21 protein-coding genes and 1 tRNA gene are annotated in these 21,380 nt (G+C 58.6%); 13 read left to right on the top strand and 9 right to left on the bottom strand.

Annotated elements, in window-relative coordinates; translation table 11 throughout:
- Nucleotides 1–112: 112 nt before the first annotated feature.
- From FPZ52_RS05405 to FPZ52_RS05370, 8 genes are all read left to right on the top strand, one after another.
- Complete coding sequence (locus tag FPZ52_RS05405; protein ID WP_146364438.1) at nucleotides 113–1,045, top strand: glycine--tRNA ligase subunit alpha; 933 nt, start codon at nucleotides 113–115, stop codon at nucleotides 1,043–1,045.
- 58 nt (nucleotides 1,046–1,103) lie between these two features.
- Nucleotides 1,104–1,628 (top strand): DUF6446 family protein, encoded by a 525-nt coding sequence (locus tag FPZ52_RS05400; protein WP_146364436.1) that lies wholly within the window; start codon nucleotides 1,104–1,106, stop codon nucleotides 1,626–1,628.
- Between the two features lie 3 nt (nucleotides 1,629–1,631).
- On the top strand, nucleotides 1,632–3,782 hold the full coding sequence (gene glyS / locus FPZ52_RS05395; RefSeq protein WP_146364434.1) for a glycine--tRNA ligase subunit beta: 2,151 nt from the start codon (nucleotides 1,632–1,634) through the stop codon (nucleotides 3,780–3,782).
- 261 nt (nucleotides 3,783–4,043) lie between these two features.
- The gene (locus FPZ52_RS05390) at nucleotides 4,044–4,709 is read left to right on the top strand and encodes a cell wall hydrolase (RefSeq protein ID WP_146364432.1); all 666 of its coding nucleotides are present in this window, start codon (nucleotides 4,044–4,046) and stop codon (nucleotides 4,707–4,709) included.
- A 56-nt stretch (nucleotides 4,710–4,765) separates the two neighbouring features.
- Complete coding sequence (locus FPZ52_RS05385; RefSeq protein ID WP_146364430.1) at nucleotides 4,766–5,647, top strand: dihydroneopterin aldolase; 882 nt, start codon at nucleotides 4,766–4,768, stop codon at nucleotides 5,645–5,647.
- A complete protein-coding gene (folP, locus tag FPZ52_RS05380) occupies nucleotides 5,647–6,666 on the top strand; it encodes a dihydropteroate synthase (protein ID WP_146364428.1) in 1,020 nt (339 codons plus the stop codon). Before FPZ52_RS05385 ends, folP begins: the two co-directional genes overlap by 1 nt.
- Complete coding sequence (glmM, locus tag FPZ52_RS05375) at nucleotides 6,663–8,009, top strand: phosphoglucosamine mutase (protein WP_146364426.1); 1,347 nt, start codon at nucleotides 6,663–6,665, stop codon at nucleotides 8,007–8,009. Before folP ends, glmM begins: the two co-directional genes overlap by 4 nt.
- Before the next feature lie 53 nt (nucleotides 8,010–8,062).
- A complete protein-coding gene (locus FPZ52_RS05370; RefSeq protein ID WP_146364424.1) occupies nucleotides 8,063–9,100 on the top strand; it encodes an endonuclease/exonuclease/phosphatase family protein in 1,038 nt (345 codons plus the stop codon).
- Nucleotides 9,101–9,116: 16 nt separating this feature from the next.
- On the opposite strand, the gene ilvC is transcribed toward FPZ52_RS05370, so the two are convergent.
- Nucleotides 9,117–10,139 (bottom strand): ketol-acid reductoisomerase, encoded by a 1,023-nt coding sequence (gene ilvC, locus FPZ52_RS05365; RefSeq protein WP_146364422.1) that lies wholly within the window; start codon nucleotides 10,137–10,139, stop codon nucleotides 9,117–9,119.
- 127 nt (nucleotides 10,140–10,266) lie between these two features.
- On the opposite strand from ilvC, the gene FPZ52_RS05360 reads away from it, so the two are divergent.
- Both FPZ52_RS05360 and FPZ52_RS05355 read left to right on the top strand, forming a co-directional pair.
- Complete coding sequence (locus tag FPZ52_RS05360; RefSeq protein ID WP_146364420.1) at nucleotides 10,267–10,725, top strand: Lrp/AsnC family transcriptional regulator; 459 nt, start codon at nucleotides 10,267–10,269, stop codon at nucleotides 10,723–10,725.
- Complete coding sequence (locus tag FPZ52_RS05355) at nucleotides 10,722–11,180, top strand: Lrp/AsnC family transcriptional regulator (RefSeq protein ID WP_146364418.1); 459 nt, start codon at nucleotides 10,722–10,724, stop codon at nucleotides 11,178–11,180. Before FPZ52_RS05360 ends, FPZ52_RS05355 begins: the two co-directional genes overlap by 4 nt.
- On the opposite strand, the gene FPZ52_RS05350 is transcribed toward FPZ52_RS05355, so the two are convergent.
- From FPZ52_RS05350 to FPZ52_RS05340, 3 genes are all read right to left on the bottom strand, one after another.
- The gene (locus FPZ52_RS05350) at nucleotides 11,177–12,370 is read right to left on the bottom strand and encodes an FAD-dependent monooxygenase (protein WP_146364416.1); all 1,194 of its coding nucleotides are present in this window, start codon (nucleotides 12,368–12,370) and stop codon (nucleotides 11,177–11,179) included. The two genes, FPZ52_RS05355 and FPZ52_RS05350, sit on opposite strands and share 4 nt — an antisense overlap.
- A 10-nt stretch (nucleotides 12,371–12,380) precedes the next feature.
- The gene (locus tag FPZ52_RS05345) at nucleotides 12,381–12,629 is read right to left on the bottom strand and encodes a hypothetical protein (RefSeq protein ID WP_146364414.1); all 249 of its coding nucleotides are present in this window, start codon (nucleotides 12,627–12,629) and stop codon (nucleotides 12,381–12,383) included.
- Between the two features lie 77 nt (nucleotides 12,630–12,706).
- On the bottom strand, nucleotides 12,707–13,351 hold the full coding sequence (locus FPZ52_RS05340; RefSeq protein WP_146364412.1) for a pyrimidine 5'-nucleotidase: 645 nt from the start codon (nucleotides 13,349–13,351) through the stop codon (nucleotides 12,707–12,709).
- A 92-nt stretch (nucleotides 13,352–13,443) separates the two neighbouring features.
- On the opposite strand from FPZ52_RS05340, the gene FPZ52_RS05335 reads away from it, so the two are divergent.
- Complete coding sequence (locus FPZ52_RS05335; protein WP_146364410.1) at nucleotides 13,444–14,097, top strand: GntR family transcriptional regulator; 654 nt, start codon at nucleotides 13,444–13,446, stop codon at nucleotides 14,095–14,097.
- Here the strand turns inward: FPZ52_RS05335 and FPZ52_RS05330 are convergent, their stop codons facing one another.
- Nucleotides 14,098–15,987: a glycosyltransferase gene (locus FPZ52_RS05330; protein WP_146364408.1), complete on the bottom strand. Its 1,890-nt coding sequence runs from the start codon at nucleotides 15,985–15,987 to the stop codon at nucleotides 14,098–14,100.
- Between the two features lie 76 nt (nucleotides 15,988–16,063).
- Nucleotides 16,064–17,206: a glutamine-hydrolyzing carbamoyl-phosphate synthase small subunit gene (gene carA, locus FPZ52_RS05325; protein WP_146364406.1), complete on the bottom strand. Its 1,143-nt coding sequence runs from the start codon at nucleotides 17,204–17,206 to the stop codon at nucleotides 16,064–16,066.
- A 156-nt stretch (nucleotides 17,207–17,362) separates the two neighbouring features.
- Here carA and FPZ52_RS05320 point away from each other — a divergent pair, with 156 nt between their 5' ends.
- Nucleotides 17,363–17,827: a GatB/YqeY domain-containing protein gene (locus FPZ52_RS05320; protein WP_146364404.1), complete on the top strand. Its 465-nt coding sequence runs from the start codon at nucleotides 17,363–17,365 to the stop codon at nucleotides 17,825–17,827.
- Nucleotides 17,828–17,877: 50 nt separating this feature from the next.
- Here FPZ52_RS05320 and FPZ52_RS05315 read toward each other — a convergent pair whose 3' ends face one another.
- From FPZ52_RS05315 to lipB, 3 genes are all read right to left on the bottom strand, one after another.
- Nucleotides 17,878–18,420: a DUF2244 domain-containing protein gene (locus FPZ52_RS05315; RefSeq protein ID WP_146364402.1), complete on the bottom strand. Its 543-nt coding sequence runs from the start codon at nucleotides 18,418–18,420 to the stop codon at nucleotides 17,878–17,880.
- Nucleotide 18,421: 1 nt separating this feature from the next.
- A complete protein-coding gene (gene ctaD / locus FPZ52_RS05310) occupies nucleotides 18,422–20,092 on the bottom strand; it encodes a cytochrome c oxidase subunit I (protein WP_146364400.1) in 1,671 nt (556 codons plus the stop codon).
- Between the two features lie 159 nt (nucleotides 20,093–20,251).
- A complete protein-coding gene (lipB, locus tag FPZ52_RS05305; protein WP_420851704.1) occupies nucleotides 20,252–20,953 on the bottom strand; it encodes a lipoyl(octanoyl) transferase LipB in 702 nt (233 codons plus the stop codon).
- A gap of 108 nt (nucleotides 20,954–21,061) precedes the next feature.
- Here lipB and FPZ52_RS05300 point away from each other — a divergent pair.
- A tRNA-Leu gene (locus FPZ52_RS05300) sits at nucleotides 21,062–21,148 on the top strand.
- Nucleotides 21,149–21,380: the final 232 nt, after the last annotated feature.

Raw genomic sequence — 21,380 nt, 5'->3', positions numbered from 1 at the left:
CTGGGCGGCACAGTATCAGAATGACATTGGGCTGCACCCTGAAATGGTATGGGTTGATTGACGCCCCACGGCCTGTTGCCTATTGAGAACGCGAGCATACAAGAGGCGGGCAATGGCAGGCGAGATAAGCAAACCGCGCAGTTTCCAGGAAATCATCCTGCGGCTTCAGAACTACTGGGCCGCCAGGGGCTGCGCCATCTTGCAACCCTATGACATGGAAGTCGGCGCGGGCACCTTTCACCCGGCGACAACCTTGCGCGCATTGGGGGCAAAGCCTTGGGCCGCAGCCTATGTCCAGCCCTCGCGCCGTCCCACCGATGGGCGCTATGGCGAAAACCCGAACCGGCTCCAGCACTATTACCAGTATCAGGTTCTGATCAAACCCAGCCCGCCGGATATGCAGGAGCTGTATTTGGGTTCGCTCGAAGCGATCGGGATTGACATGAACCTGCACGACATCCGGTTCGTGGAAGACGACTGGGAAAGCCCGACGCTCGGCGCTTGGGGGCTTGGTTGGGAAGTCTGGTGTGATGGGATGGAAGTCAGCCAGTTCACCTACTTCCAACAGGTTGGCGGCCATGACTGCCGTCCGGTTTCCGGCGAGTTGACTTACGGGCTGGAACGTCTGGCGATGTATGTTCTGGGCGTCGATCACGTGATGGACATGCCGTTCAACGATCCGCAATCGCCCATCGCGCTCAGTTATGGTGATGTCTTCCGTCAAACCGAAGAAGAATACAGCCGCTGGAACTTCGATCAGGCCGACACCGACACGCTGTTGCAGCATTTCAGGGATGCCGAAGCCGAATGTCAGCGCATTCTTGATGCGCCTGCGGACGACCCGAAAACAGGTAGGCGGATCATCATGGCGCATCCGGCCTATGATCAATGCATCAAGGCCAGCCATGTGTTCAACCTGCTGGATGCGCGCGGGGTGATCTCGGTCACGGAACGGCAGGCCTATATCGGACGGGTGCGTGCCTTGGCAAAAGCCTGCGCTGACGCCTTTGTCCAGACTGACGCCGCGACGGGTACAGCGGCCTGATGGCGTTCAAGTCGTTGTCACATGAGCATTTCGCGTTCTTCTACGTTGAGGACGGGCAATGAACGGGCGTATTGTTGGCGCAACCATCATTGTGTTCGCGGCGATTGCTGGAGCGGCGCTTTATTACTTGCAGGAATACTATTTCTACGAGGACGTGAGCGATGGTGTGGAAAGTATCGACCTGTCGGTCGCAGGCAGCGGGGAAACGAAGTCGATCGAGGCCTATGACATCCAAGCGATTAATGCGATCAGTTCGCCCATCCGTTTTCGGGCCTGCTTTCTGACCGATCAGCCCCGCGCGGTGCTGGCGGAAACCTACCGTACCGAGCCGGCGGCCGAGCCTTTGAATGCGCCGCGCTGGTTTGACTGTTTCGACAGTCAGGAAATCGGCGAGGCGCTAGAGACCGGAGGCGCCACCGCCTTCGTCAGCAAGGAAAACATCGTTTACGGCATTGACCGGATTGTCGCCATTATGGAGGACGGTCGCGGCTTTGCGTGGAACCAGATCAACCATTGCGGTGAAGTCGTTTTCGACGGAGACCCGGCACCCGAGGGTTGCCCGCCGCCACCTGACCGAGATTGAGATATGCCAGACCTTCTGATTGAGTTGTTCTCCGAAGAAATTCCGGCCCGTATGCAGGCGAAGGCCGCCGCCGATCTGAAGCGGTTGGTCACGAATGGAATCGTCGAGGCGGGGCTGACCTATACCGGTGCCGGCGCTTTCCACACGCCGCGGCGCCTTGTGCTGACGGTACAGGGGATGGCTTCGGAAAGCCCGACCACTCGCGAGGAGCGTAAAGGTCCGCGCGTCGGCGCGCCGGAAAAGGCGCTGGAAGGTTTCCTTCGCTCGACCGGATTGACTCGGGACCAGTTGGAGGCGCGTGACGATAAAAAGGGGCAGGTCTGGTTCGCCACTGTCACCCGAGAAGGTCGTCCGGCCGCCGAGATCGTGGCCGAGGTTCTGTCCGACACGATCCGTAACTTCCCATGGCCCAAATCCATGCGCTGGGGCAGTGACGATCTGCGTTGGGTCCGCCCGCTACATTCGATCCTGTGCATCACACATGACGAAGGTGGTGCCGAGGTCGTACCGTTGGAAGTTGGCGGGATCACATCGGGAAGAACCGTCCGAGGCCACCGCTTTATGGCGCCCGCCGGTTTTGAGGTCAGTTCCTTCGAGGACTACAGGGGCAAGCTGAAGCGCGCCCATGTCGTTCTGGATGCGAATGAACGTGCCGAACACATCAAGGCGGATGCGGAAAACATGGCCTTCGCGTCCGGCCTGGAACTGGTTGAAGACAACGGACTGCTTGCCGAAGTTGCGGGGCTGGTCGAGTGGCCAGTCGTTCTGATGGGCGAAATTGGGGCCGAGTTCCTCGACCTGCCGCCGGAGGTGCTCCAGACCTCTATGAAGGAACATCAGAAATTCTTTTCGATCCGGAACCCGAAAACGGGGCGAATCGAGCGCTTTATCACGGTCGCCAACCGTGAAACGGCGGATGATGGCGCAACGATCCTTGCCGGGAATCAGAAGGTACTGGCGGCGCGTCTGTCGGATGCTAAGTTCTTCTGGGAAAACGACCTGCGTACGATCCAGTCGGGCGGGCTGGAAGGCATGGGCAAGCCGCTCGCAGACGTGACTTTCCACAACAGGTTGGGCTCCCAGGCCGACCGTATTGCGCGTATTGCAACGCTGGCCCGCGAAATCGCGCCGATCGTCGGTGCCGAACCACAGTTGGCCGGGCAAGCGGCGCGTATTGCCAAGGTCGATCTGTCCTCGGAGATGGTCTATGAATTCCCGGAACTTCAAGGGATTATGGGACGATATTACGGTAAATTTGCTGACTTGCCCGATGCGGTCTCCGATGCCGCTCAGTTCCACTACCAGCCGCTCGGGCCGTCCGATGATGTGCCGCGTGATCCGGTTTCGGTGGCGGTTGCACTTGCCGACAAGATCGACACGCTGACAGGTTTCTGGGCCATCGACGAAAAGCCGACCGGATCGAAAGACCCGTTCGCGCTGCGCCGTGCCGCTTTGGGCGTGATCCGGCTGATCCTCGCCAACCAGCTGCGTGTCAGCCTGCTGGATGTTTGGCTCGCGCCCATCCGTGCGAACCGGGCGGCGATGGTTCAGGCGGGTGCGTTTGAAGAAGGGCGTATCCCCGACCTGTCAGATGAGCGCGTTGAAAAGGAATGCGCGCTCGTGCTGGCGGGAGACCTTTTGGCGTTCTTTCATGACCGGCTGAAGGTCTATCTGCGCGATCAGGGCATTCCGCACGATGTGATTGATGCATGCCTGTCCATGCCGGGCAACGACGATCTAACGCTTCTCGTGAAGCGTGCGGAGTCCTTGTCCGCATTCCTGAAATCGGACGATGGCGAGAACCTGGTGCAGGGGTTCAAGCGCGCCAATAATATCCTGACGCAGGCCGAAGATAAGGACGGGGTAGAGTACTCTTTTGGACCGGATGTGAAACTGGCGGAAACGAATGAAGAACGTAGCTTGTTCGCCGCGCTCGATTCAGCGGATGGCAAGATTGGGCCGGCAATGCGGAATGAAGATTTCGCGTCTGCCATGTCCGCCATGTCGGAATTGCGCACGCCGATTGACGCATTCTTCGAGGCCGTTCAGGTGAATTCGGACAATCAGGTCGTGCGCAGGAATCGTTTGAACCTTTTACATCGGATCAGGGCCACCTGTTCGCAGGTCGCTGATCTGACGCGACTCGGTGGGTGAGAGGCGTTAACCACCGAATCAAACACCCAGCGTTAGCCAAGAATCGACGTCACGAAAAGGTTAACTCTTTTACATTGCGCGAGATTTCGCCGACAGAATCGATACTTGGAACCGTTCAAAAAATGACCAAGACTCAGTGGCCTAGGTCGTTGTGTAGCAAAATCAACACGCTACGTGGCGGCTTCTTGCCTACCCCGGATTTGCCTTTCTGGCGGAGTCTTCTGTATGTCCCGCCGGGTTTGAGGCAACTCGGAAAAACTTATGAAGAAGCTGCCATTAATTTGTGTGACATTTCTAGTCGTGGGTGCTGGTGCGGCGCATGCAGAGGCGACGATCAGTACGTCCAACGACCCCAGCGCGACTTTTTCGTCGCAACTATCTGACCTTTTCGGTCGTGAACGCGACGCAATGGATTCGGTTGATGAGGGGGGTATCCGTGCCCTGGTTCAGCCGCAGCGAGATTTCTCGGATTTGGATTACTCCAAAGCATGGCTCTCGCAGCAGCCTGCACCGGAAGGTGGCAAAGCGTTGGAATGTCTTTCGGAGGCGCTCTATTTCGAAGCGCGCGGCGAGAGCGTAAAAGGGCAGTTTGCGGTGGCCGAGGTCATCATGAACCGGGTTAAGTCGGGATCTTTTCCAGATACGGTATGCGGGGTAATCAAGCAGGGGACGGGTAAAAAGTACCAGTGCCAGTTCACCTATAACTGTGACGGCTACCCTGAAACGATCCGTGAAAAAGGGGCTTATGCCCAGGTGAAGCGCGTTGCGGGCGTGGTTCTGGCAGGTGCGCCACTGGCGTTGACGCAAGGTGCGACCTACTATCATACGACGGCCGTTAGCCCGAGCTGGGCGCGCAAGTTCTTCAGAACGGCAGCCATCGGTGTGCACCGTTTCTATCGCCGGTCTGAACGGGTGGCGCAGCGGTAAAAACCGCGATATGGCCTGCGCAACGGCAACATGACGCCGCTGATACGGAGACGCAGGTGACCCAATCCGCTTCAGAATTCGGAGCCTTTCCAGCGCGTGCAGGTTCAGTTGGGGCCCAGACCCCCGACATGATCAGCCTGCGCGATCATACTTTGGAAATCGAAATCGGCGCGTTTCAGCAGGAACGCGGCCGTTCGCAGCGGGTTCGGTTCAACATCGCGGTGGAACTGGTGCCATTCCCCGGCCAGCGCCGCGAAGACGATGTGGACTCGATCCTCTCCTATGATGTGCTTGCGCAGGCCATCGAGGACGAGATCGCAGGCGCCCGTGTCGATCTGCTTGAAACGCTGGCCGAAGGAATCGCCGCGCGCATCCTGACCCATGCGGCGGCGGATTGCGTTTGTATCCGTATCGAAAAGCTGGACCGCCTGAGTGGTGCGCTCGGCGTAGAGATGGTTCGTGATCGCAAGACCAGCCGACATCTGGGTGCGTCCGATTCACAACCGGTGCCCATAATCGTTTTCGTCAGCGCAGAGGCACTGGATGCCGACTTGAGCGACCGCATCGACGCCCTGATGAAAGAGGGGCCGGCCGTATTGTGCGTAGACGCGCTTCACACGGCCGCACCGCAGGCCGACCATCCGCGTGCGCAGTGGCGAATTGATCTTCTGGCGTTGGAGCAGTGTGCGTGGAAGCTCGCTGCGCAGGATGAGCGCTGCGTGGTCGTCGCGTCGCGGACGGAACTGGATTGGGATATCCGGCAGGGGCGGTTGGCGGTTTGGGCACCGTCGAAGCTGGTGCTTGATGCGCGTGAAGACGCACCGGAACTGGGCAGTTCGGCGGAGATGCTTGCGCACTGGCTGGCGACGCGTCTGGGCGCATCTGAGATGCGGCGGTGGACTGCGACGGGAGAGACACGGGTCAAGGTTGACGGCTGATGCCCTATTACCGACCCATATCCCGTATTGATCCGGTCCGAACGCCTGGTGCGATGACGCTTGCAGACGGTTGGTGCTGGTTCGATCAGATCGAATGTCTTGAAAAAGGCAGGGTGTCCGAGGTGATCCCGGCCCGCGAGGCGCCTGCTGACGTCCTGACGCGCCTGACAACGACACGCCGACCGCTTGGCCCCCTGGATTGGTCCATGCCACGCGTCATGGGTATACTGAATGTGACGCCGGACAGTTTTTCTGACGGTGGGCGTTATACGCGACTGGACAGGGCGCTGAGCCATGCTCGGCAGATGATACATGATGGGGCGGCGATCATTGACATCGGCGGTGAATCGACCCGTCCGGGCGCGGCTTTCGTCCCCGCGGAAGAAGAAATCCGGCGGATTCAGCCAATGGTCGAAGGGCTTGCAAATGATGGCGTCGTTCTGAGCCTCGACACACGCAAGGCGGCCGTGGCCGAAGCCGGTCTGCAGGCGGGTGTACATCTGCTCAACGATGTGTCTGCGCTGGCGTTTGATCCGGACATGGCGGATGTCGTCGCGAAGTCTAACGTGCCGATTTGCCTGATGCACACGCAGGGCAATCCGGAGACAATGCAGGACGCGCCATGTTACGACGACGCATTGCTGGATGTGTATGACCATCTTGCGGAACGCATTGGGGCAGCCGAAAGCGCGGGCATCGCCCGTGATCGGATCATTGTCGACCCGGGTATCGGGTTCGGCAAGACCGTCGCGCACAACATTGAAATTCTTGCGCGGTTGGATTTGTTTCATGCCTTGGGCTGCCCGATCCTTCTTGGCGTCTCGCGCAAGAGGTTCATCGGAGCCCTGACGGGAGCTGAGCAGGCGGACGCCCGATTCCCCGGATCCATTGCCGTTGGACTTGCGGGAATTGCTCAGGGCGTGCAGATTCTACGTGTGCATGACGTCCCTCAGACCAGACAGGCCATCAGCCTGCAGGCGGCGATCATGGGGGCAGGAAGCAAAGGACAGAACAGATGAACCGGACCCTTTTTGGCACCGACGGGGTGCGCGGACAGGCCAATACCTATCCCATGACGGCGGACCTGGCGTTGAAGCTTGGCGCGGCAGCGGGCCGGTATTTTCGGCGTGACGGCCAGAACCAGCACCGTGTCGTGATCGGTAAGGATACGCGGTTGTCGGGCTACATGCTGGAAAACGCGCTTACGGCGGGCCTGACGTCGACGGGGATGAACGTCCTGTTGCTGGGGCCGGTGCCGACGCCTGCCGTGGGGCTTCTGACGCACTCGATGCGTGCAGATCTGGGGATCATGATTACCGCCAGCCACAACCCGTCCACGGACAATGGCATTAAGTTTTTCGGGCCGGACGGATTCAAGCTGTCTGACGCGGCGGAGGCCGAGATCGAGGCGCTGATATTGGGCGACATCCAACCCGCCCAACCGCAGAACATCGGCCGGGCAAAACGTATCGATGATGGGCGCAGCCGGTATGTCGAATACGTGAAAACCACTTTTCCGAACGGTTTGCGCCTGAATGGGCTCAAGATCGTCGTCGACTGTGCGAACGGTGCGGCCTATAAGGCGGCGCCGGAAGTTCTTTGGGAACTGGGCGCTGACGTGATCCCGGTGGGCGTATCGCCGGACGGCACGAACATCAACAAGGGCGTCGGATCGACCGCGCCCGGTGCCGCATCCGCAGCGGTGCGGGAACACGGCGCGGATATCGGGCTTTGCTTTGATGGGGATGCGGACCGTTTGATCGTTCTGGACGAAAACGGTGTCGAGGCCGATGGCGATCAGATCATGGCACTGCTTGCCTGCCGTTGGGCCGATGAAGGGCGTTTGAACGATCGCACGCTGGTCACAACGGTCATGTCCAATCTGGGGCTGGAACAGCATCTGGCCGCGAAGGATATCAGGCTGGAGCGCACGCCTGTCGGTGACCGCTATGTTGTGGAGGCCATGCGCAAGGGCGGCTTCAATATGGGCGGAGAACAATCCGGTCACATCGTCATGACGGATTACGGCACCACGGGTGATGGTCTGATCGCGGGACTTCAGGTGTTGGCAGAACTGGTGCGCACGAGCAAGAAGACCTCCGAATTGACGCAAGTGTTCAAGCCGTGCCCGCAACTGTTGAAAAACGTGCGCTTTCAGCTGGGCCAAGACCCGCTGGAATCGCAGATGGTGGTTGCCGCGATCAAGAATGCGGAGACGCGTCTGGACGGGCAGGGGCGCCTTTTGATCCGCAAATCCGGGACCGAACCGCTGATCCGTGTCATGGCGGAGGCGGAAGATCGGGCCTTGCTCGGTGAAATCGTTGACGGGTTGGTTGCCGTAGTGGAAGCTGAATGCGCCTGACCTGATCCGCGCATCCGCACGGACCTGCGTCAGGAAGACTGATGGAGGTCCCGATGCCCACTCATTGCGTCGCGTTCTGGAATCTCGAAAATTTGTTCGGGCCGGAGAACCATCCGCCTCGTATCGACTGGATCCGAACCGTCGTAGCCAGCGACCTGCGCGGTTGGACGGAAAATCTGTACCGGACGAAACTCGGACAACTCGCGCACATCATTTCCAAGATGAACAACGGTGCAGGCCCCGACATTCTGGGCGTTTGCGAAGCGGAGGATCGTTTCGTTCTGACCGACCTAGCTGCGCGTGCAAGCGAACTGACGGGGCGTCAATACGGGCTGGTCCACGCCGACAACAGTCATGACCAACGCGGGATAGATACGGCGTTCCTGTATGACATCGCGGCTTATTCCGTCGATCCGGACCTGATTTTCAACCATTTCGTTGTGCGTCGGACGGGTACTCGCGATGTGCTGCAGGCGACATTCAGGTCGTTGTTGGGCAATGATCTGGTGATCATGTGCAATCACTGGCCCTCGCGCAGCGGAGGAACCATGGAAAGCGCGGGTTTTCGCGCGACCGCGGGTGAAACGGTCGGTTACTGGCATGAACGCATTCGCGAGATCGTGGGGGCCGATGCCTCGATCTTGGCGATCGGGGACTTCAATGACGATCCGTGGAACGATTCCTTGATGATCAACGCCAATGCCGAACGGGAACGCGGCGATGTGGTACGTGCGAGATCGGCGAAATTCTACAACTTCGCATGGGAGTATCTGAGCTTTGAAGCCATCGACCATCGGGGCGATCCCCGACGGTTGCACGGAACGCTGTACTATGGCGCGGATGGGAATGTATTCGACCAGATCCTTGCCTCGGGCCCATTGCTGGACAATGGGAATACGGCTTTCAAGGCTGTGAACGGCTCAGCGCGCGTCGAAGCCTTACCGGAGATGGTGGATCACAGGGCAGGGAACGGGCCACGTCGTTTCGGCTTGCCCAGAGGAAATGCCGCCAGCAATGTCGATCCGACCGGCTTCAGCGATCATTTCCCTGTGTCGATCCTTGTGACGGAAACGGGCGGCACCGAGGTGTGATGCCGCCCGAGAGGGGTCAGTTCTTTTCTTTGTCGACCATTTTGCCGGCGGAGATCCACGGCATCATGGAACGCAGCTTTTCACCGACCTGTTCGATCTGGTGTTCGTCGTTCAGACGGCGCGTGCCTTTGAAGAACGGCTGCCCCACGGCGTTCTCCGTCATGAAGTCACGCACGAATTTGCCCTTCTGGATGTCATCCAGAACCGCTTTCATCCGGGCTTTCGTTTCGTCGTAAGGCAGGATGCGCGGGCCGGACACGTATTCACCATACTCGGCCGTGTTCGAGATGGAGTAGTTCATGTTCGCGATGCCGCCTTCGTAGATCAGGTCCACGATCAGCTTCACTTCGTGCAGGCACTCGAAATAGGCCATCTCCGGCGCGTAGCCAGCTTCGACCAACGTCTCGAAGCCCATGCGGATCAGCTCGACCAGACCGCCGCAGAGAACTGCCTGTTCGCCGAAGAGATCGGTTTCGCATTCTTCGCGGAAGTTGGTTTCGATGATTCCCGAACGACCTCCGCCGATGGCGGAGCAATATGACAGGCCGATTTCCAGCGCCTTGCCGGAGGCGTCGTTGTCGACTGCAACAAGGCAGGGAACGCCGCCGCCCTTGACGTATTCGCCGCGCACGGTGTGGCCGGGGCCTTTGGGCGCCATCATGATGACGTCAACGCCGGGCTTGGGTTCGATCAGGCCGAAATGCACGTTCAGACCGTGAGCGAAGGCAATCGCGGCACCTTCTTTCAGATTGTCATGGACGTATTTCTTGTAGGTTTCCGCCTGCAGTTCATCGGGCATTGTGAACATCATCAGGTCGCACCATGCGGCGGCTTCCGCGATTCCCATGACCGTCAGGCCTTCGCCTTCGGCTTTCTTGGCGGAAGGCGAGCCTTCGCGCAACGCGACGACGAGGTTCTTGGCACCGCTGTCGCGCAGGTTCAGCGCATGTGCGTGGCCCTGAGAGCCATAGCCTAGAATGGCGACCTTCTTGTCCTTGATCAGGTTGATGTCGCAGTCGCGATCATAATAAACGCGCATTTTTCTTTCCTTTCACGTCTTATGGGCGCAACATCTACAAAATCCTGCTTATGATGTGCAGGAAGATCACGTTCTAGCCTAAAATATTGAACTTTTCATTCTTCATCAGGCAAATTATGAAACGTTCATGCAGATCGATGATCAAGACAGGCGACTCCTGCGCCAGTATCAGGCTGACCCGACCCAGTCGGCGACGGAACTGGCCGAACGCGCAGGAATGGCGCGGGCGACCTGCTGGCGTCGGTTGGAACGTTTGCAGGAATCCGGTGTCATCAAGGGGCAGACCGCGGTCATTGACTGGCGCGCGCTTGGCTATGGCGTCGAGGTATCGCTGCGCATCTCGCTGGACAAGACGGTGCAGAACGCTTTCGACATTGTCATGGCCAAGGCGCGTGACATTCCGGAGGTGGTCGAAATCCAAACCTTCCTTGGCCGCGTCGATTTGCGCCTGTCCGTCATCGCGCGGGATATGGGGCATTATCAGGAAATCTACCGGGAACGGATTCTGACCTTGCCGCACATCGCCGACCTCGAAGCCCTGATGCAGATTGCGAGCATCAAATCGAGCGAAAGCCTGCCGCTGTGATTGATCTGGACGATACCGACCGCGCGATCCTGCGTACGCTTTCGCGGGACGCGACAGTCTCTGCGGGCGCCTTGGGGCGTAAGTTGGGGCTGAGCCAACCGGCGACATGGCGGCGCATCAAGCGGCTGGAGGATCAGGGCATCATCAAGGGCCGTCGACTCGTGCTGGACAATGACAAGCTGGGATTCGGCGTCACCGTGTTCCTGGGCATCAAGCTGGCCACGCGAGGGCGGGTCAGCCTCGAGGACTTTGAGCGCGCGATCACCGCCATTCCAGAGGTGCAGGTTGTCCATCACGTCCTTGGACGGTTCGATTACCGCCTTCGCGTCGTTGCGCGTGACTTGCCTGATTTCGAGCGTGTCCTTCGCCGTCGGATCATGACGCTGCCATCGGTGGGCGAAGTGGAAGCAAATGTTTTGTTGAGCGAAGAGACTTTTCCGGGCCCGATTGGCTAGCCTTTTGCTCCGAGCCCTTGTTGCATCGCCAAGCGACGCACCGCGCCGACCCCGTAAATGGCATCGAGCGCCCGCATCCGCGCATCACGCAGGATCTGCCCTTCGAGCATCGAGGCGCGGTTGAGTGCCTCAATCCCGAGAATGCGTTTGCGAATGTCCGGCCAGCGCGCCTCGTGATAGCGGCGCAGCATCGTGTGAGATCCCGGATCAGTCAGCGTATCGGTGGCCAGTTCTGTGAGGACGCTTATGTCGGCCAGACTCATGTTCAGACCCTGCGCACCGATGGGTGGCACGACATGCGCGGCTTCGGCAATCAACGCAACACGCTCCGATGCAAGACGCTTCGCATGCTGGCTGACCATCGGAAAGACGCCGCGCCCACCTTTCGGCGTGAGAGGGCCCAGTACGCCGCATGACCGTTCAAGCGCGGCGGCTTCGAATTCTCGATCGGGGAGAGCGGCGAGTTCATCTGCCACTTTTGTTCGTTCCATCCAGACGACCGCAGAATAATGCACACCATCATGATCGGGCAGGGGGACCAAGGTGAAAGGCCCACCGGAGCGATGGATTTCGGTGGATATGTTCTGATGCGGCTCAGGATGCGCGACGGTGAAGGCCAGCGCTTTCTGTCCGTAACGCGTTGTCCGGCAGTCAATCCCGCAGCTTTGACGAATGAAGGAGTTGCGCCCATCCGCCGCGACCACAAGCTTGCTACGGATGCGGCCACCATCGGATGTGGTTGCGATGGCTTCGCGCGTGCGGGTCAGAATCGCGGTGACCGATTGCCCCGCGCGTAATTCGAAATGCTCGCTTTCTTCCAGGCGTTTCAGAAGCACCTCACGGATCAGCCGGTTCGGGATGTTCCAGCCGAAGGGCATGTCACCGATATCGGCGGCGTCGAAGTCATGGGTGCGGCGGATGTTGTTCTCAACCCCGCCCGCATCGATGATCCGCATGATCTGCAAGGGGCTGGCATGTTGTGCAAGACCGTCCCACAGGCCGATAGACGCCAGAAATGCTTGGGAAGGTTGCAAGAACGCGGTGCTGCGCAGATCGTTCGGGGCAGCCAGGGCCGGGGGCTGGGGGTCGATACAGATGACCTTCAGACCAAGCGAAGTGAAAGCCGCGCTCGCGATCAATCCTGCGGGACCGGCACCCGCAACAAGAACATCTGTAGTCAGACCAGCCATGGCCCTCCAACTATCCGAATGTGATCGTGACGAGAAGCGCGAACATCGTCGGCACCAGCATCAGCGCGGGAATGATGATTGCCGGATAGCCGAACAGGATGATTGCGCAGAGCCAGCCGCAAAGGAACGCCGCAAGCGCGTAGTAAATGTTGCTGTCATCGCCGGCCATCACATCGCGCAAGATCCAGCCAAGCACGGGGATAGCGAAAAGCACGCGGGTCGGGCGGTTGAAACGGTGTCGAGTGTCGGTGACGGCCATCGGGTTCTCCTGCCAGTGATGACAGACATGTGGGGGGTCAGGGGACAAAACGCGATGCGCAATCTTGCCGCATGTGTTCAGTCAGTCACCTCGTTCAGAAAAGCGGTCAGGTCATTGGTCTGATAGGCGATGTGATCCTCGGTCATCATGTCCGGCCCGACCAGCACCGTGGACAGACCCATCTCGTGCGGCACCTTCAGATTGCGGGGATCATCTTCGAACATCACCGCCGTTTCGCGCGGCAAGGCGTCCACGTTGAACACCGTCTCGAACGCCTCACGATTTGGCTTTGGGTGATAGCCCGCATGTTCGACGCCATAATGCGCGTCAAAAACACCCAGCAACCCGCGCGCAGCCAAAACCCTTTCGACATACGGCCCGGAGCCATTTGAGTAAACAATCTTGCGGCCGGGCAGGTTGACGATGGCTGCGCGAAGATCTTGATCGGGACGGACGTGATCAAGCGTTATGTCGTGCACCTTTTTCAGATATGGTACCGGGTCAATTCCGTGTTCAGCAACCAGGCCCGCCAGGGTGGTCCCGTATTGCCGCCAATAGTCATGGCGGAGTTTGTCGGCCTCCGGTTTCGGCAGGCCGAGTTCTTCCATGACATAGGCGGTCATAAGGGCATTGACCTGCGAGAACAGGTTCAGTTCGGGTGGGTAAAGCGTGTTGTCGAGATCAAAGACCCACGCATTGCGAACATAAAGTCGATTGGGCATGAGATGCAAACTATTGGCAGGGCAGGTCAGGTGCAATCGGTTGGTTGCTAACGCTCATGTGACAGAGATATGATACGGCAGGAGGATGGAGAATGAGCATAAACAAGTCCGGGCAAAAGGACGCATATGCGCTGATCCTGGATGCGATCGACGTGGGTGTCTACCGCCCGGGTGATCGGCTGGTCGAATCGGAGCTGGCGGAACGTTTCGGTGTGTCGCGCACACCGATCCGCGAGGCGTTGCAACGACTTGAGACGCAATCGCTTCTGACGCGTGACGGGCGAAGCCTGATCGTGTCCGAACTCGACCACAACCAGCTTGCCGAGTTGTATGTCGTGCGGGCGGAATTGGAAGGGCTGGCCGCGCGTCTTGCCGCCCGCCATGCGGCGGATGAGGAAATCAAGGTGCTTCGTGACATGGTCGAGGAAGACCGCCAACTGATCGGCGATCCTGTGGCCATGGCGCGTGCGAACCGACGCTTTCACAAGCAAATTCATCTGGCGTCGCACAATCGTTATCTGGTGCAGCAGCTTGATCTGGTACATCGATCAATGGCGCTTTTGGCGACGACGACACTCGCGGCCGAAGGGCGCGGCGAGGGCGCCTTGGCTGAACATGACGCCATCGTTGTGGCGATCGAGGCGCATGACGGCGATGGGGCATGCAAGGCGCTGCGCGAACACATTTCACGCGCTTTCGAGACACGCCTGAAACTGGATTCAGTTGATCTGGATGCCGCCGAGTAGTCAGGCGGCAATTCGTTTTTTGGAAAGTGCCGCGGAATGGCCGTGGCTTGTCTTGTCCCAGAAGAACGGCCGATACGCCATTTCGATCATTGCCTTGCAGGCCGCTATCGTCGCCAGCATGTTGTAGAAGTTGAAGGTCGGTAACCAGGGGATCAGACCGCGCTGGCCCGTGCGCCATAACGCTACACCTGAAATTGTTATGTTCAGCAGTTCGACCGCTATCATGGAAAAACCGAGAGCCCGGACCATCTCTGGCGATATCAAAGTGCTGGCAGGGTGAGGTAAGCCGAGTAGCAGCAGCCACCATGACCAGATCATTGGTGCCAGCAGCGCCTGTGCGATGGACCCCAGAAACATGATCTGAAAGCCGATGAAGCCTTTGGCTCCGAGTTCACGCCACAACAGAAGCGGTCGGCGCATATGGGTGGCGTAGGTCATTGCATAACCTTTGATCCAGCGGGATCTCTGGCGCACCCAGGGCCACGCGCGGCAATTAGCTTCCTCGTCGGTCGCGGTGTCGCATAGCTCCGTCCGGTATCCTGCGCGTGCCAGTCGGATGCCAAGATCGGCGTCTTCCGTAACGTTATGTGCGTCCCATCCGCCAAGCTCCTGCAGGATTTCGCGACGAAAGAACAATGTTGTGCCACCAAGTGGAACAGCAAGTCCGAGCTTGGCAATACCAGGCAGAACCATACCGAACCAGCTTGCGTAGTCGATGGCAAAACATCGGGACATCCAGTTTTCCCGGGCGTTGAAAAACTGAAGCCTGCCTTGGATGCAGGCGACATCCGGGTCAGCCTGCGCGAATTGTGCGACCACCTTGTCGATCTGATCGGGCTGGGGGGAATCCTCGGCGTCGTAGATCCCGATGATATTGCCACGACAGAATTCCAGCGCGTAATTCATCGCCTTTGGCTTTGTCCGGATAAGCCCACAGGGGACGGTCACCACCCGTATCCATGATGGCAGATCAGATTTGGAAATTGCGGTTCGCGTTACCTGATCGTCGGCCTCGACGACGAGGCAGACATCCAGCAGGGCAGCGGGGTAGGTAAGCTTGGACAAGTTGTTGATCAGGGTGCCTGCAATCTGCGATTCCCTGAACAGGGGGACCAGTATTGAAACGGTGGGCAGCTTCGGCTGATGGATGGGGACCACATTCTCGGTGGGTCGAGATGGAGTTCTTCGCGTCATCGCCAGCGCGGCTGCGAATTTCAGGCCGTTCTGAACCAAAAGCGCAATCAGGGCCGCGAAGGTGAAAAAGATGAAGGCAATTGCGGGATGATAATAGAAGGTAATCGCGGTGGCGATGAAAGAGAGCTTCAAAATCCGGCGAAACCGTTCGCTGCGCCAGGTTCGGCAGCTTAGATTGTCCTGTACCTTCAGCGCCGCGCGGTTCTGCATCGGGGTGCCGTACAACTCCGCCAGCGCCGCTTGCATGGATTTTCCGGTCGTTACGCCGATTGAGATTGGCCCGAAGTGTTGTTCCAGTAACGCGCGATCCTGATCCGCGTGATCAGGAAAGACGGCAGCAATGACGGTTCTCGCACCGACACACCGCCACGGGATGTAGCCACGCTGCAGGCAGTGTTCGACGCCGAGCACATCAATCATGCGTTTGTCCGGCGGCGCCCGGTCGAGCTGTACCTCGCTGGTCTGCCACTGGATTTCCAGGGCCCGCATGATGGCAACTTCATTCAGCCCGGCTTCTTCGCACAGCAAGTCGCCAAATCGCGCCTCCTGCGTGCTCTGGCGAGCCACGCAGGTTTTGATCTGGTCCTGCGTAATAAGGCCCAACCCTTGAAGAACCTGACCGAGCCGCGGTCGGGTAATCCAAGCATTGGTGTTCGCGCTGGCGCCCGAAATCTGTAAAAGCTCGATGTTGGCCATGTCTACACATAGGGTTGCCGATAATTCGGAAGAACCCTGTGCGCGAGCCAGTTAACGCTAGGTTAATTGAGCAGAATCAGTTCATTGCGTCGCGGAAACGCTCGAACAGGTAGTAGCTGTCTTGCGGCCCCGGGCTTGCCTCAGGGTGATATTGCACGGAAAATATCGGCCGATCCGTCAGGCGAATACCACAATTCGATCCGTCAAACAGCGAGACATGGGTTTCCTTGACGTTCTCTGGCAGTGTTTGCGCGTCAACTGTGAAGCCATGGTTCATCGAGGTGATCTCGACCTTGCCTGTCTCGACATCCTTGACCGGATGGTTCGCACCGTGGTGACCGTGGTTCATCTTGATCGTCTTGGCGCCAAGCGCGAGCGCAAGCATCTGGTGGCCGAGGCAGATACCGAAAACAGGGATGTCCGTGTCTTTTAAGACCTTGCGGATCATGGGCACGGCATATTCACCAGTGGCGGCGGGATCACCCGGTCCGTTGGACAGGAACAGACCGTCCGGTGCATGGGCCAGGACGTCCTCTGCGGTCGCAGTTGCTGGAAGCACGGTCACATCGCAACCGGCCGTAGAAAGGCAGCGGAGGATGTTGCGTTTTGCGCCGTAGTCGATGGCAACGACACGCGGGCCGCCTTCGGGCTTGGTGCCGAAGCCATCCGGCCAAGCCCAGCGGGTTTCGTTCCAGCGGTAAGACTGGGTGCAGCTGACCTCTTTGGCAAGGTCAAGCCCGACAAGGCCTTGAAACGCCCGTGCCTTTTCAACCAGCGCTTCGATATCGAAGTTTCCGTCCGGGCTGTGTGCTAACGCCACATGCGGTGCGCCTTGCTGGCGAATGGCGCGGGTCAGCCGGCGCGTGTCCAAGCCACCGATGGCGATCTTGCCGCGCTTGGCGAGCCAGTCGGACAGGGTCTCGGCAGAGCGCCAGTTCGACGGCTCCGTCGGGTCCCACTTCACGACCATGCCGTCCGCGATGGGTTCGGCGGATTCATCGTCCTCAGGGTTGATGCCGACATTGCCGACATGCGGAAAGGTGAAGGTAACGACCTGCCCGGCATAAGACGGATCTGTCATGATTTCCTGATAGCCGGTCATCGCGGTGTTGAAACAGAGCTCGGCGGTGACTTCGCCCTCTGCACCGAAACCGCGACCGAAGAAAAGCGTCCCGTCGGCAAGGGCCAGACAGGCGGTGTGCTGTTGTGTAGCGGACATGGGGGCGACTCCTGATCGAAAATCGGCGTGAACCTAAGTGTGCGGAACATCGGGGTCAAGCCCGCGTTGACCTTATTCAAGCGGCCCTGACACCTTCCTTGTCAGAAAGATGACATAGGCCTATCTAGAGCATCAAATGGTTGGGGAAAATGACCTATGGGTTTAAGACAGCGTATATCGGCGGATCTGAAGACCGCCATGAAGGAAAAGGACACCAAACGCCTTTCCACGCTGCGTTTGATTAACGCGGCGATCAAGGACATGGAAATTGCGAAACGCAGTGGCGAAGAGGGTGAGGCGACGGGATTGGACGATTCCGAGATCATCGCGATTCTGTCCAAGATGGTGAAACAGCGTCAGGAAAGCGCCCGCGCCTACGAAGAAGGCGGACGTCTGGAGTTGGCGGAACAGGAACGCGCGGAAATCACCATTCTGGAAGGCTTCCTGCCGCGCCAGTTGAACGAGAAGGAACGCACCAAGGCTATCGACAGTGCGATTGCGGAAATCGGAGCCAGTTCGATCCGTGATATGGGAAAAGTCATGGGCGCGCTGAAGACCAAGTATGCCGGGCAGATGGACTTTGCGAAGGTGGGGCCGGAAGTTCGACAGCGCTTGGGTTGAACTGCGCGATTATGCCAAAAGTGTCAGGCTGGGCCATTCGCCCGGCCTTTCTATTTCCGAGCCTGAACCGCAATCAGCCGGCTTTCGAGTGCATTATACAGATCGGTCCGTTCGTCCGGCGACAGGAATGCGCCAAGCTCGATTTCCCGATCCTCGCCGCGCAAGGTGATGTAGTTTTCGACCGGCCCTGCGTTGGGATGTAGTGCCAACCGAAGCCAGTACGGATTAGCCGACCAGCTTGTTTCGGGTTGGTTCGGTTCGATGCGAGTGACTTCTATCCGATCAGACCATAGCTTCAGGCGTTCTTCCATCGCGCCGTCGCGATAGGATTTTCGCAGCAGAAACCATGTCAGGGCCAGAGTGCCCAGTATAAAGGGAAGCAGTCCCCACCAGACCGGGCTACCAAGGACCGCGATCAGCGGAAGCGCCAGCATCACGGCGGTTGCGGCAATAAAGAAAACGAACCCGCGTGCAGGAAGCGACCGGTTCGGCCACAGACGAATCTCGCAAAATGGCGCGGCGCCGGACGCATATGAAAAAGCCCCGGACTGATCCGGGGCCTTTATCTGGTCTATGACCCATTCGACGGGCATCTTAGTGGGCGTGGCCCTTGTCCCAGTCTTCCTGCTTGGGGAGCGTCTCGAAGGTGTGCTCCGGCGGCGGGCAGGGCAGTGTCCATTCCAGCGTGTCGGCGTATTCGTTCCAGTAGTTGTTCTCGGTCACGCGCGCACCGTGGCGCAACGTCCAGTAGACAATGCCGAAGAACAGCAGGAAGGACGCAAAGGACAGGAACGCACCAAGTGAGGACACGAGGTTCCATTGGGCAAATGCCTCGGGGTAGTCGATGTAACGGCGCGGCATGCCCTGACGGCCCAGGAAGTGCTGCGGGAAGAAGGTCAGGTTCGCACCGACGAACATCATCCAGAAATGCACTTTGGCCCAGAACTCAGGGTAGTGGCGGCCCGACATCTTACCCATGTAGAAGTAAATGCCGGCGAAGATGCAGAACACGGCACCCAGCGACATCACGTAGTGGAAGTGCGCAACTACGTAATAGGTGTCGTGATAGGCGCGGTCGACGCCAGCCTGCGACAGAACGATACCGGTCACACCGCCAACGGTGAACAGGAACAGGAAGCCGAACGCCCAGAGCATAGGTGCCTTGAACTCGACCGAACCGCCCCACATCGTCGCGATCCAGCTGAAGATCTTCACGCCGGTCGGAACCGCGATGACCATCGTCGCCAGCATGAAGTAGCTCTGCTGGGTCAGAGACATGCCCACCGTGTACATGTGGTGCGCCCATACGACGAAGCCCAGAACACCAATCGCGATCAGTGCCCAAACCATCGGCAGGTAACCGAAGATCGGCTTGCGGCTGAAGGTCGCGATCACGTGGCTGATGATGCCGAATCCCGGCAGGATGATGATGTACACTTCCGGGTGGCCGAAGAACCACAGAATATGCTGGTAAAGCACTGGATCACCGCCACCGGAAGGCTGAAAGAAAGTCGTGCCGAAGTTACGGTCCGTCAGAAGCATGGTGATCGCGCCAGCCAGAACGGGCAGGGCGAGAAGGATCAGCCAGGCTGTGACGAAAATCGACCAGGCAAACAACGGAACCTTGAACAGCGTCATGCCCGGCGCGCGCATGTTCAGGAATGTTGTGATCATGTTGATCGCGCCGAGGATCGAAGAGGCTCCCGAAACGTGGACCGCGAAAATCGCAAGGTCCATGGACATGCCGGGTTCGTTCGTCGAGAGCGGTGGATAGAGAACCCAACCTACGCCGGAACCAAGTTGCCCGTCTCCCCCTGGTGTCAGAAGCGACGCGACACCCAAGGCCACGCCGGCGACATATAGCCAGTAGGACAGGTTGTTCATGCGCGGAAACGCCATATCCGGCGCGCCGATTTGCAGTGGCATGAAATAGTTGCCAAATCCGCCGAACAGGGCGGGGATGACGACGAAGAACATCATCAGGACGCCGTGATAGGTGATCATCACGTTCCACAGATGGCCGTTAGGCGTACATTCTTCCGCAGAGGGCAGGAAGCGCGCGCCTTCCAAACACATGAACTGGACACCGGGATGCATCAGTTCCATCCGCATGTAGACCGTGAAGGCAACAGAGATGAAGCCCACAATCGCTGCGGTGAAGAGATACAGGATACCGATATCTTTATGGTTCGTTGACATGAACCAGCGGGTAAAGAAGCCGCGCTGGTCCTCTTCCCCGTGCCCATGAATGGCTGCGTCGGCCATGCTATCCTCCAAGACGAGATGTGCTGGCCGGTGTTACCCGGCTTGCTAGAATTGCGACGTTATTAGAACGTCCCGTCTTGCGGCGCAATGTTTCACGATGCGACGATTTGCACGCAATGCGCGAAGATGTTGTGTCATTGCCCGATCCGGGACCGACAGCTAGCCGAATATGCGCGTGAAGCTACGTTTCAAGGCTATGTCAACATCTTCCAACGTCACCGGCAGACCCAGATCGACCAGGCTGGTTACACCATGTTCGCTGATTCCGCAGGGGACGATTCCGTCGAAATGGGATAGATCCGGATCGACGTTGATCGATAGCCCGTGAAAGCTGACCCATTTGCGGACCTTCAGGCCGATGGCCGCGATCTTTTCTTCTCGCAGACTACCGTCAGGATTGCGGGGCTTGTCCGGTCGCGTGACCCAGACACCGACACGACCTTCACGACGTTCGCCTTTGACATTGAATTCGTCCAGTGTCGCAATGACCCAGTCTTCGACATCATGCACGAATTTTCGCACGTCACGGCCACGATCATTCAGGTCGAGCATCGCGTAGGCGATTCTCTGTCCCGGTCCGTGATAGGTGTATTGTCCGCCCCTGCGGGTTTCATGGACGGGAAAGCGGTCGGGGTCTTTCAGGTCAGCAGGATTGGCACTTGTGCCAGCCGTGTAAAGGGCTGGATGTTCAAGCAGCCAGATTGCTTCGCCAGCCGCGCTATCCCTGATTCGCGCAACACGCGCCTCCATCTCGCTTACGGCAAGGTCATAGGGGACCAATTCATCGGAGTGGATCCATTCGGGGTTCGGCATGGCGATGACTTCCAGATAGCTTCGACGTTCAGATAGTCCGCCGCGCATGCTTTTCCCACCCATCTCGAAAGATTGGCTGCTACGCTACGGAAGGTGAAATTTTGCTCTTCACATCCTCTGCGCGTTTCGCTACACCCCGCGCACTGTCTGGCACGTGCGGTCGTGGCGGAATTGGTAGACGCGCAGCGTTGAGGTCGCTGTGGGGTAACTCCCGTGGAAGTTCGAGTCTTCTCGACCGCACCAGACAGGACTGTTTTCCCTGTGAAATTCAAGGATGAGGGTATTCAGATTCCCCCATCTGGTTCCCCAAGCGGATCCAGAAAAGTCTCCTTTTCATACTGCCGCGCCGCACGCAGCATCTTCAGCCCAAGCCGGGATCAGGTGAGATCCTCTAGGCTAAGAATGCGGTACGAAAAGCGGTTGGAGCAATAATCCCGAAACCTCTACCGACAGCCTGAAACCGTTGGTCATGGCG

Origin of the sequence: Qingshengfaniella alkalisoli (assembly GCF_007855645.1) — a bacterium.
GTDB classification, from domain to species: domain Bacteria; phylum Pseudomonadota; class Alphaproteobacteria; order Rhodobacterales; family Rhodobacteraceae; genus Qingshengfaniella; species Qingshengfaniella alkalisoli.
This window is presented reverse-complemented; position numbering and strand designations above follow the sequence as displayed.

What these genes read in the sequence shown, in the direction of transcription:
- FPZ52_RS05405 (WP_146364438.1), top strand. Translation starts at nt 113, where the DNA reads ATGGCAGGCGAGATAAGCAAACCGCGCAGTTTCCAGGAAATCATCCTG.
- FPZ52_RS05400 (WP_146364436.1), top strand. Translation starts at nt 1,104, where the DNA reads ATGAACGGGCGTATTGTTGGCGCAACCATCATTGTGTTCGCGGCGATT.
- glyS (WP_146364434.1), top strand. Translation starts at nt 1,632, where the DNA reads ATGCCAGACCTTCTGATTGAGTTGTTCTCCGAAGAAATTCCGGCCCGT.
- FPZ52_RS05390 (WP_146364432.1), top strand. Translation starts at nt 4,044, where the DNA reads ATGAAGAAGCTGCCATTAATTTGTGTGACATTTCTAGTCGTGGGTGCT.
- folP (WP_146364428.1), top strand. Translation starts at nt 5,647, where the DNA reads ATGCCCTATTACCGACCCATATCCCGTATTGATCCGGTCCGAACGCCT.
- glmM (WP_146364426.1), top strand. Translation starts at nt 6,663, where the DNA reads ATGAACCGGACCCTTTTTGGCACCGACGGGGTGCGCGGACAGGCCAAT.
- FPZ52_RS05370 (WP_146364424.1), top strand. Translation starts at nt 8,063, where the DNA reads ATGCCCACTCATTGCGTCGCGTTCTGGAATCTCGAAAATTTGTTCGGG.
- ilvC (WP_146364422.1), bottom strand. Translation starts at nt 10,139, where the DNA reads ATGCGCGTTTATTATGATCGCGACTGCGACATCAACCTGATCAAGGAC.
- FPZ52_RS05360 (WP_146364420.1), top strand. Translation starts at nt 10,267, where the DNA reads ATGCAGATCGATGATCAAGACAGGCGACTCCTGCGCCAGTATCAGGCT.
- FPZ52_RS05350 (WP_146364416.1), bottom strand. Translation starts at nt 12,370, where the DNA reads ATGGCTGGTCTGACTACAGATGTTCTTGTTGCGGGTGCCGGTCCCGCA.
- FPZ52_RS05345 (WP_146364414.1), bottom strand. Translation starts at nt 12,629, where the DNA reads ATGGCCGTCACCGACACTCGACACCGTTTCAACCGCCCGACCCGCGTG.
- FPZ52_RS05340 (WP_146364412.1), bottom strand. Translation starts at nt 13,351, where the DNA reads ATGCCCAATCGACTTTATGTTCGCAATGCGTGGGTCTTTGATCTCGAC.
- FPZ52_RS05335 (WP_146364410.1), top strand. Translation starts at nt 13,444, where the DNA reads ATGAGCATAAACAAGTCCGGGCAAAAGGACGCATATGCGCTGATCCTG.
- FPZ52_RS05330 (WP_146364408.1), bottom strand. Translation starts at nt 15,987, where the DNA reads ATGGCCAACATCGAGCTTTTACAGATTTCGGGCGCCAGCGCGAACACC.
- carA (WP_146364406.1), bottom strand. Translation starts at nt 17,206, where the DNA reads ATGTCCGCTACACAACAGCACACCGCCTGTCTGGCCCTTGCCGACGGG.
- FPZ52_RS05320 (WP_146364404.1), top strand. Translation starts at nt 17,363, where the DNA reads ATGGGTTTAAGACAGCGTATATCGGCGGATCTGAAGACCGCCATGAAG.
- FPZ52_RS05315 (WP_146364402.1), bottom strand. Translation starts at nt 18,420, where the DNA reads ATGCCCGTCGAATGGGTCATAGACCAGATAAAGGCCCCGGATCAGTCC.
- ctaD (WP_146364400.1), bottom strand. Translation starts at nt 20,092, where the DNA reads ATGGCCGACGCAGCCATTCATGGGCACGGGGAAGAGGACCAGCGCGGC.
- lipB (WP_420851704.1), bottom strand. Translation starts at nt 20,953, where the DNA reads ATGCGCGGCGGACTATCTGAACGTCGAAGCTATCTGGAAGTCATCGCC.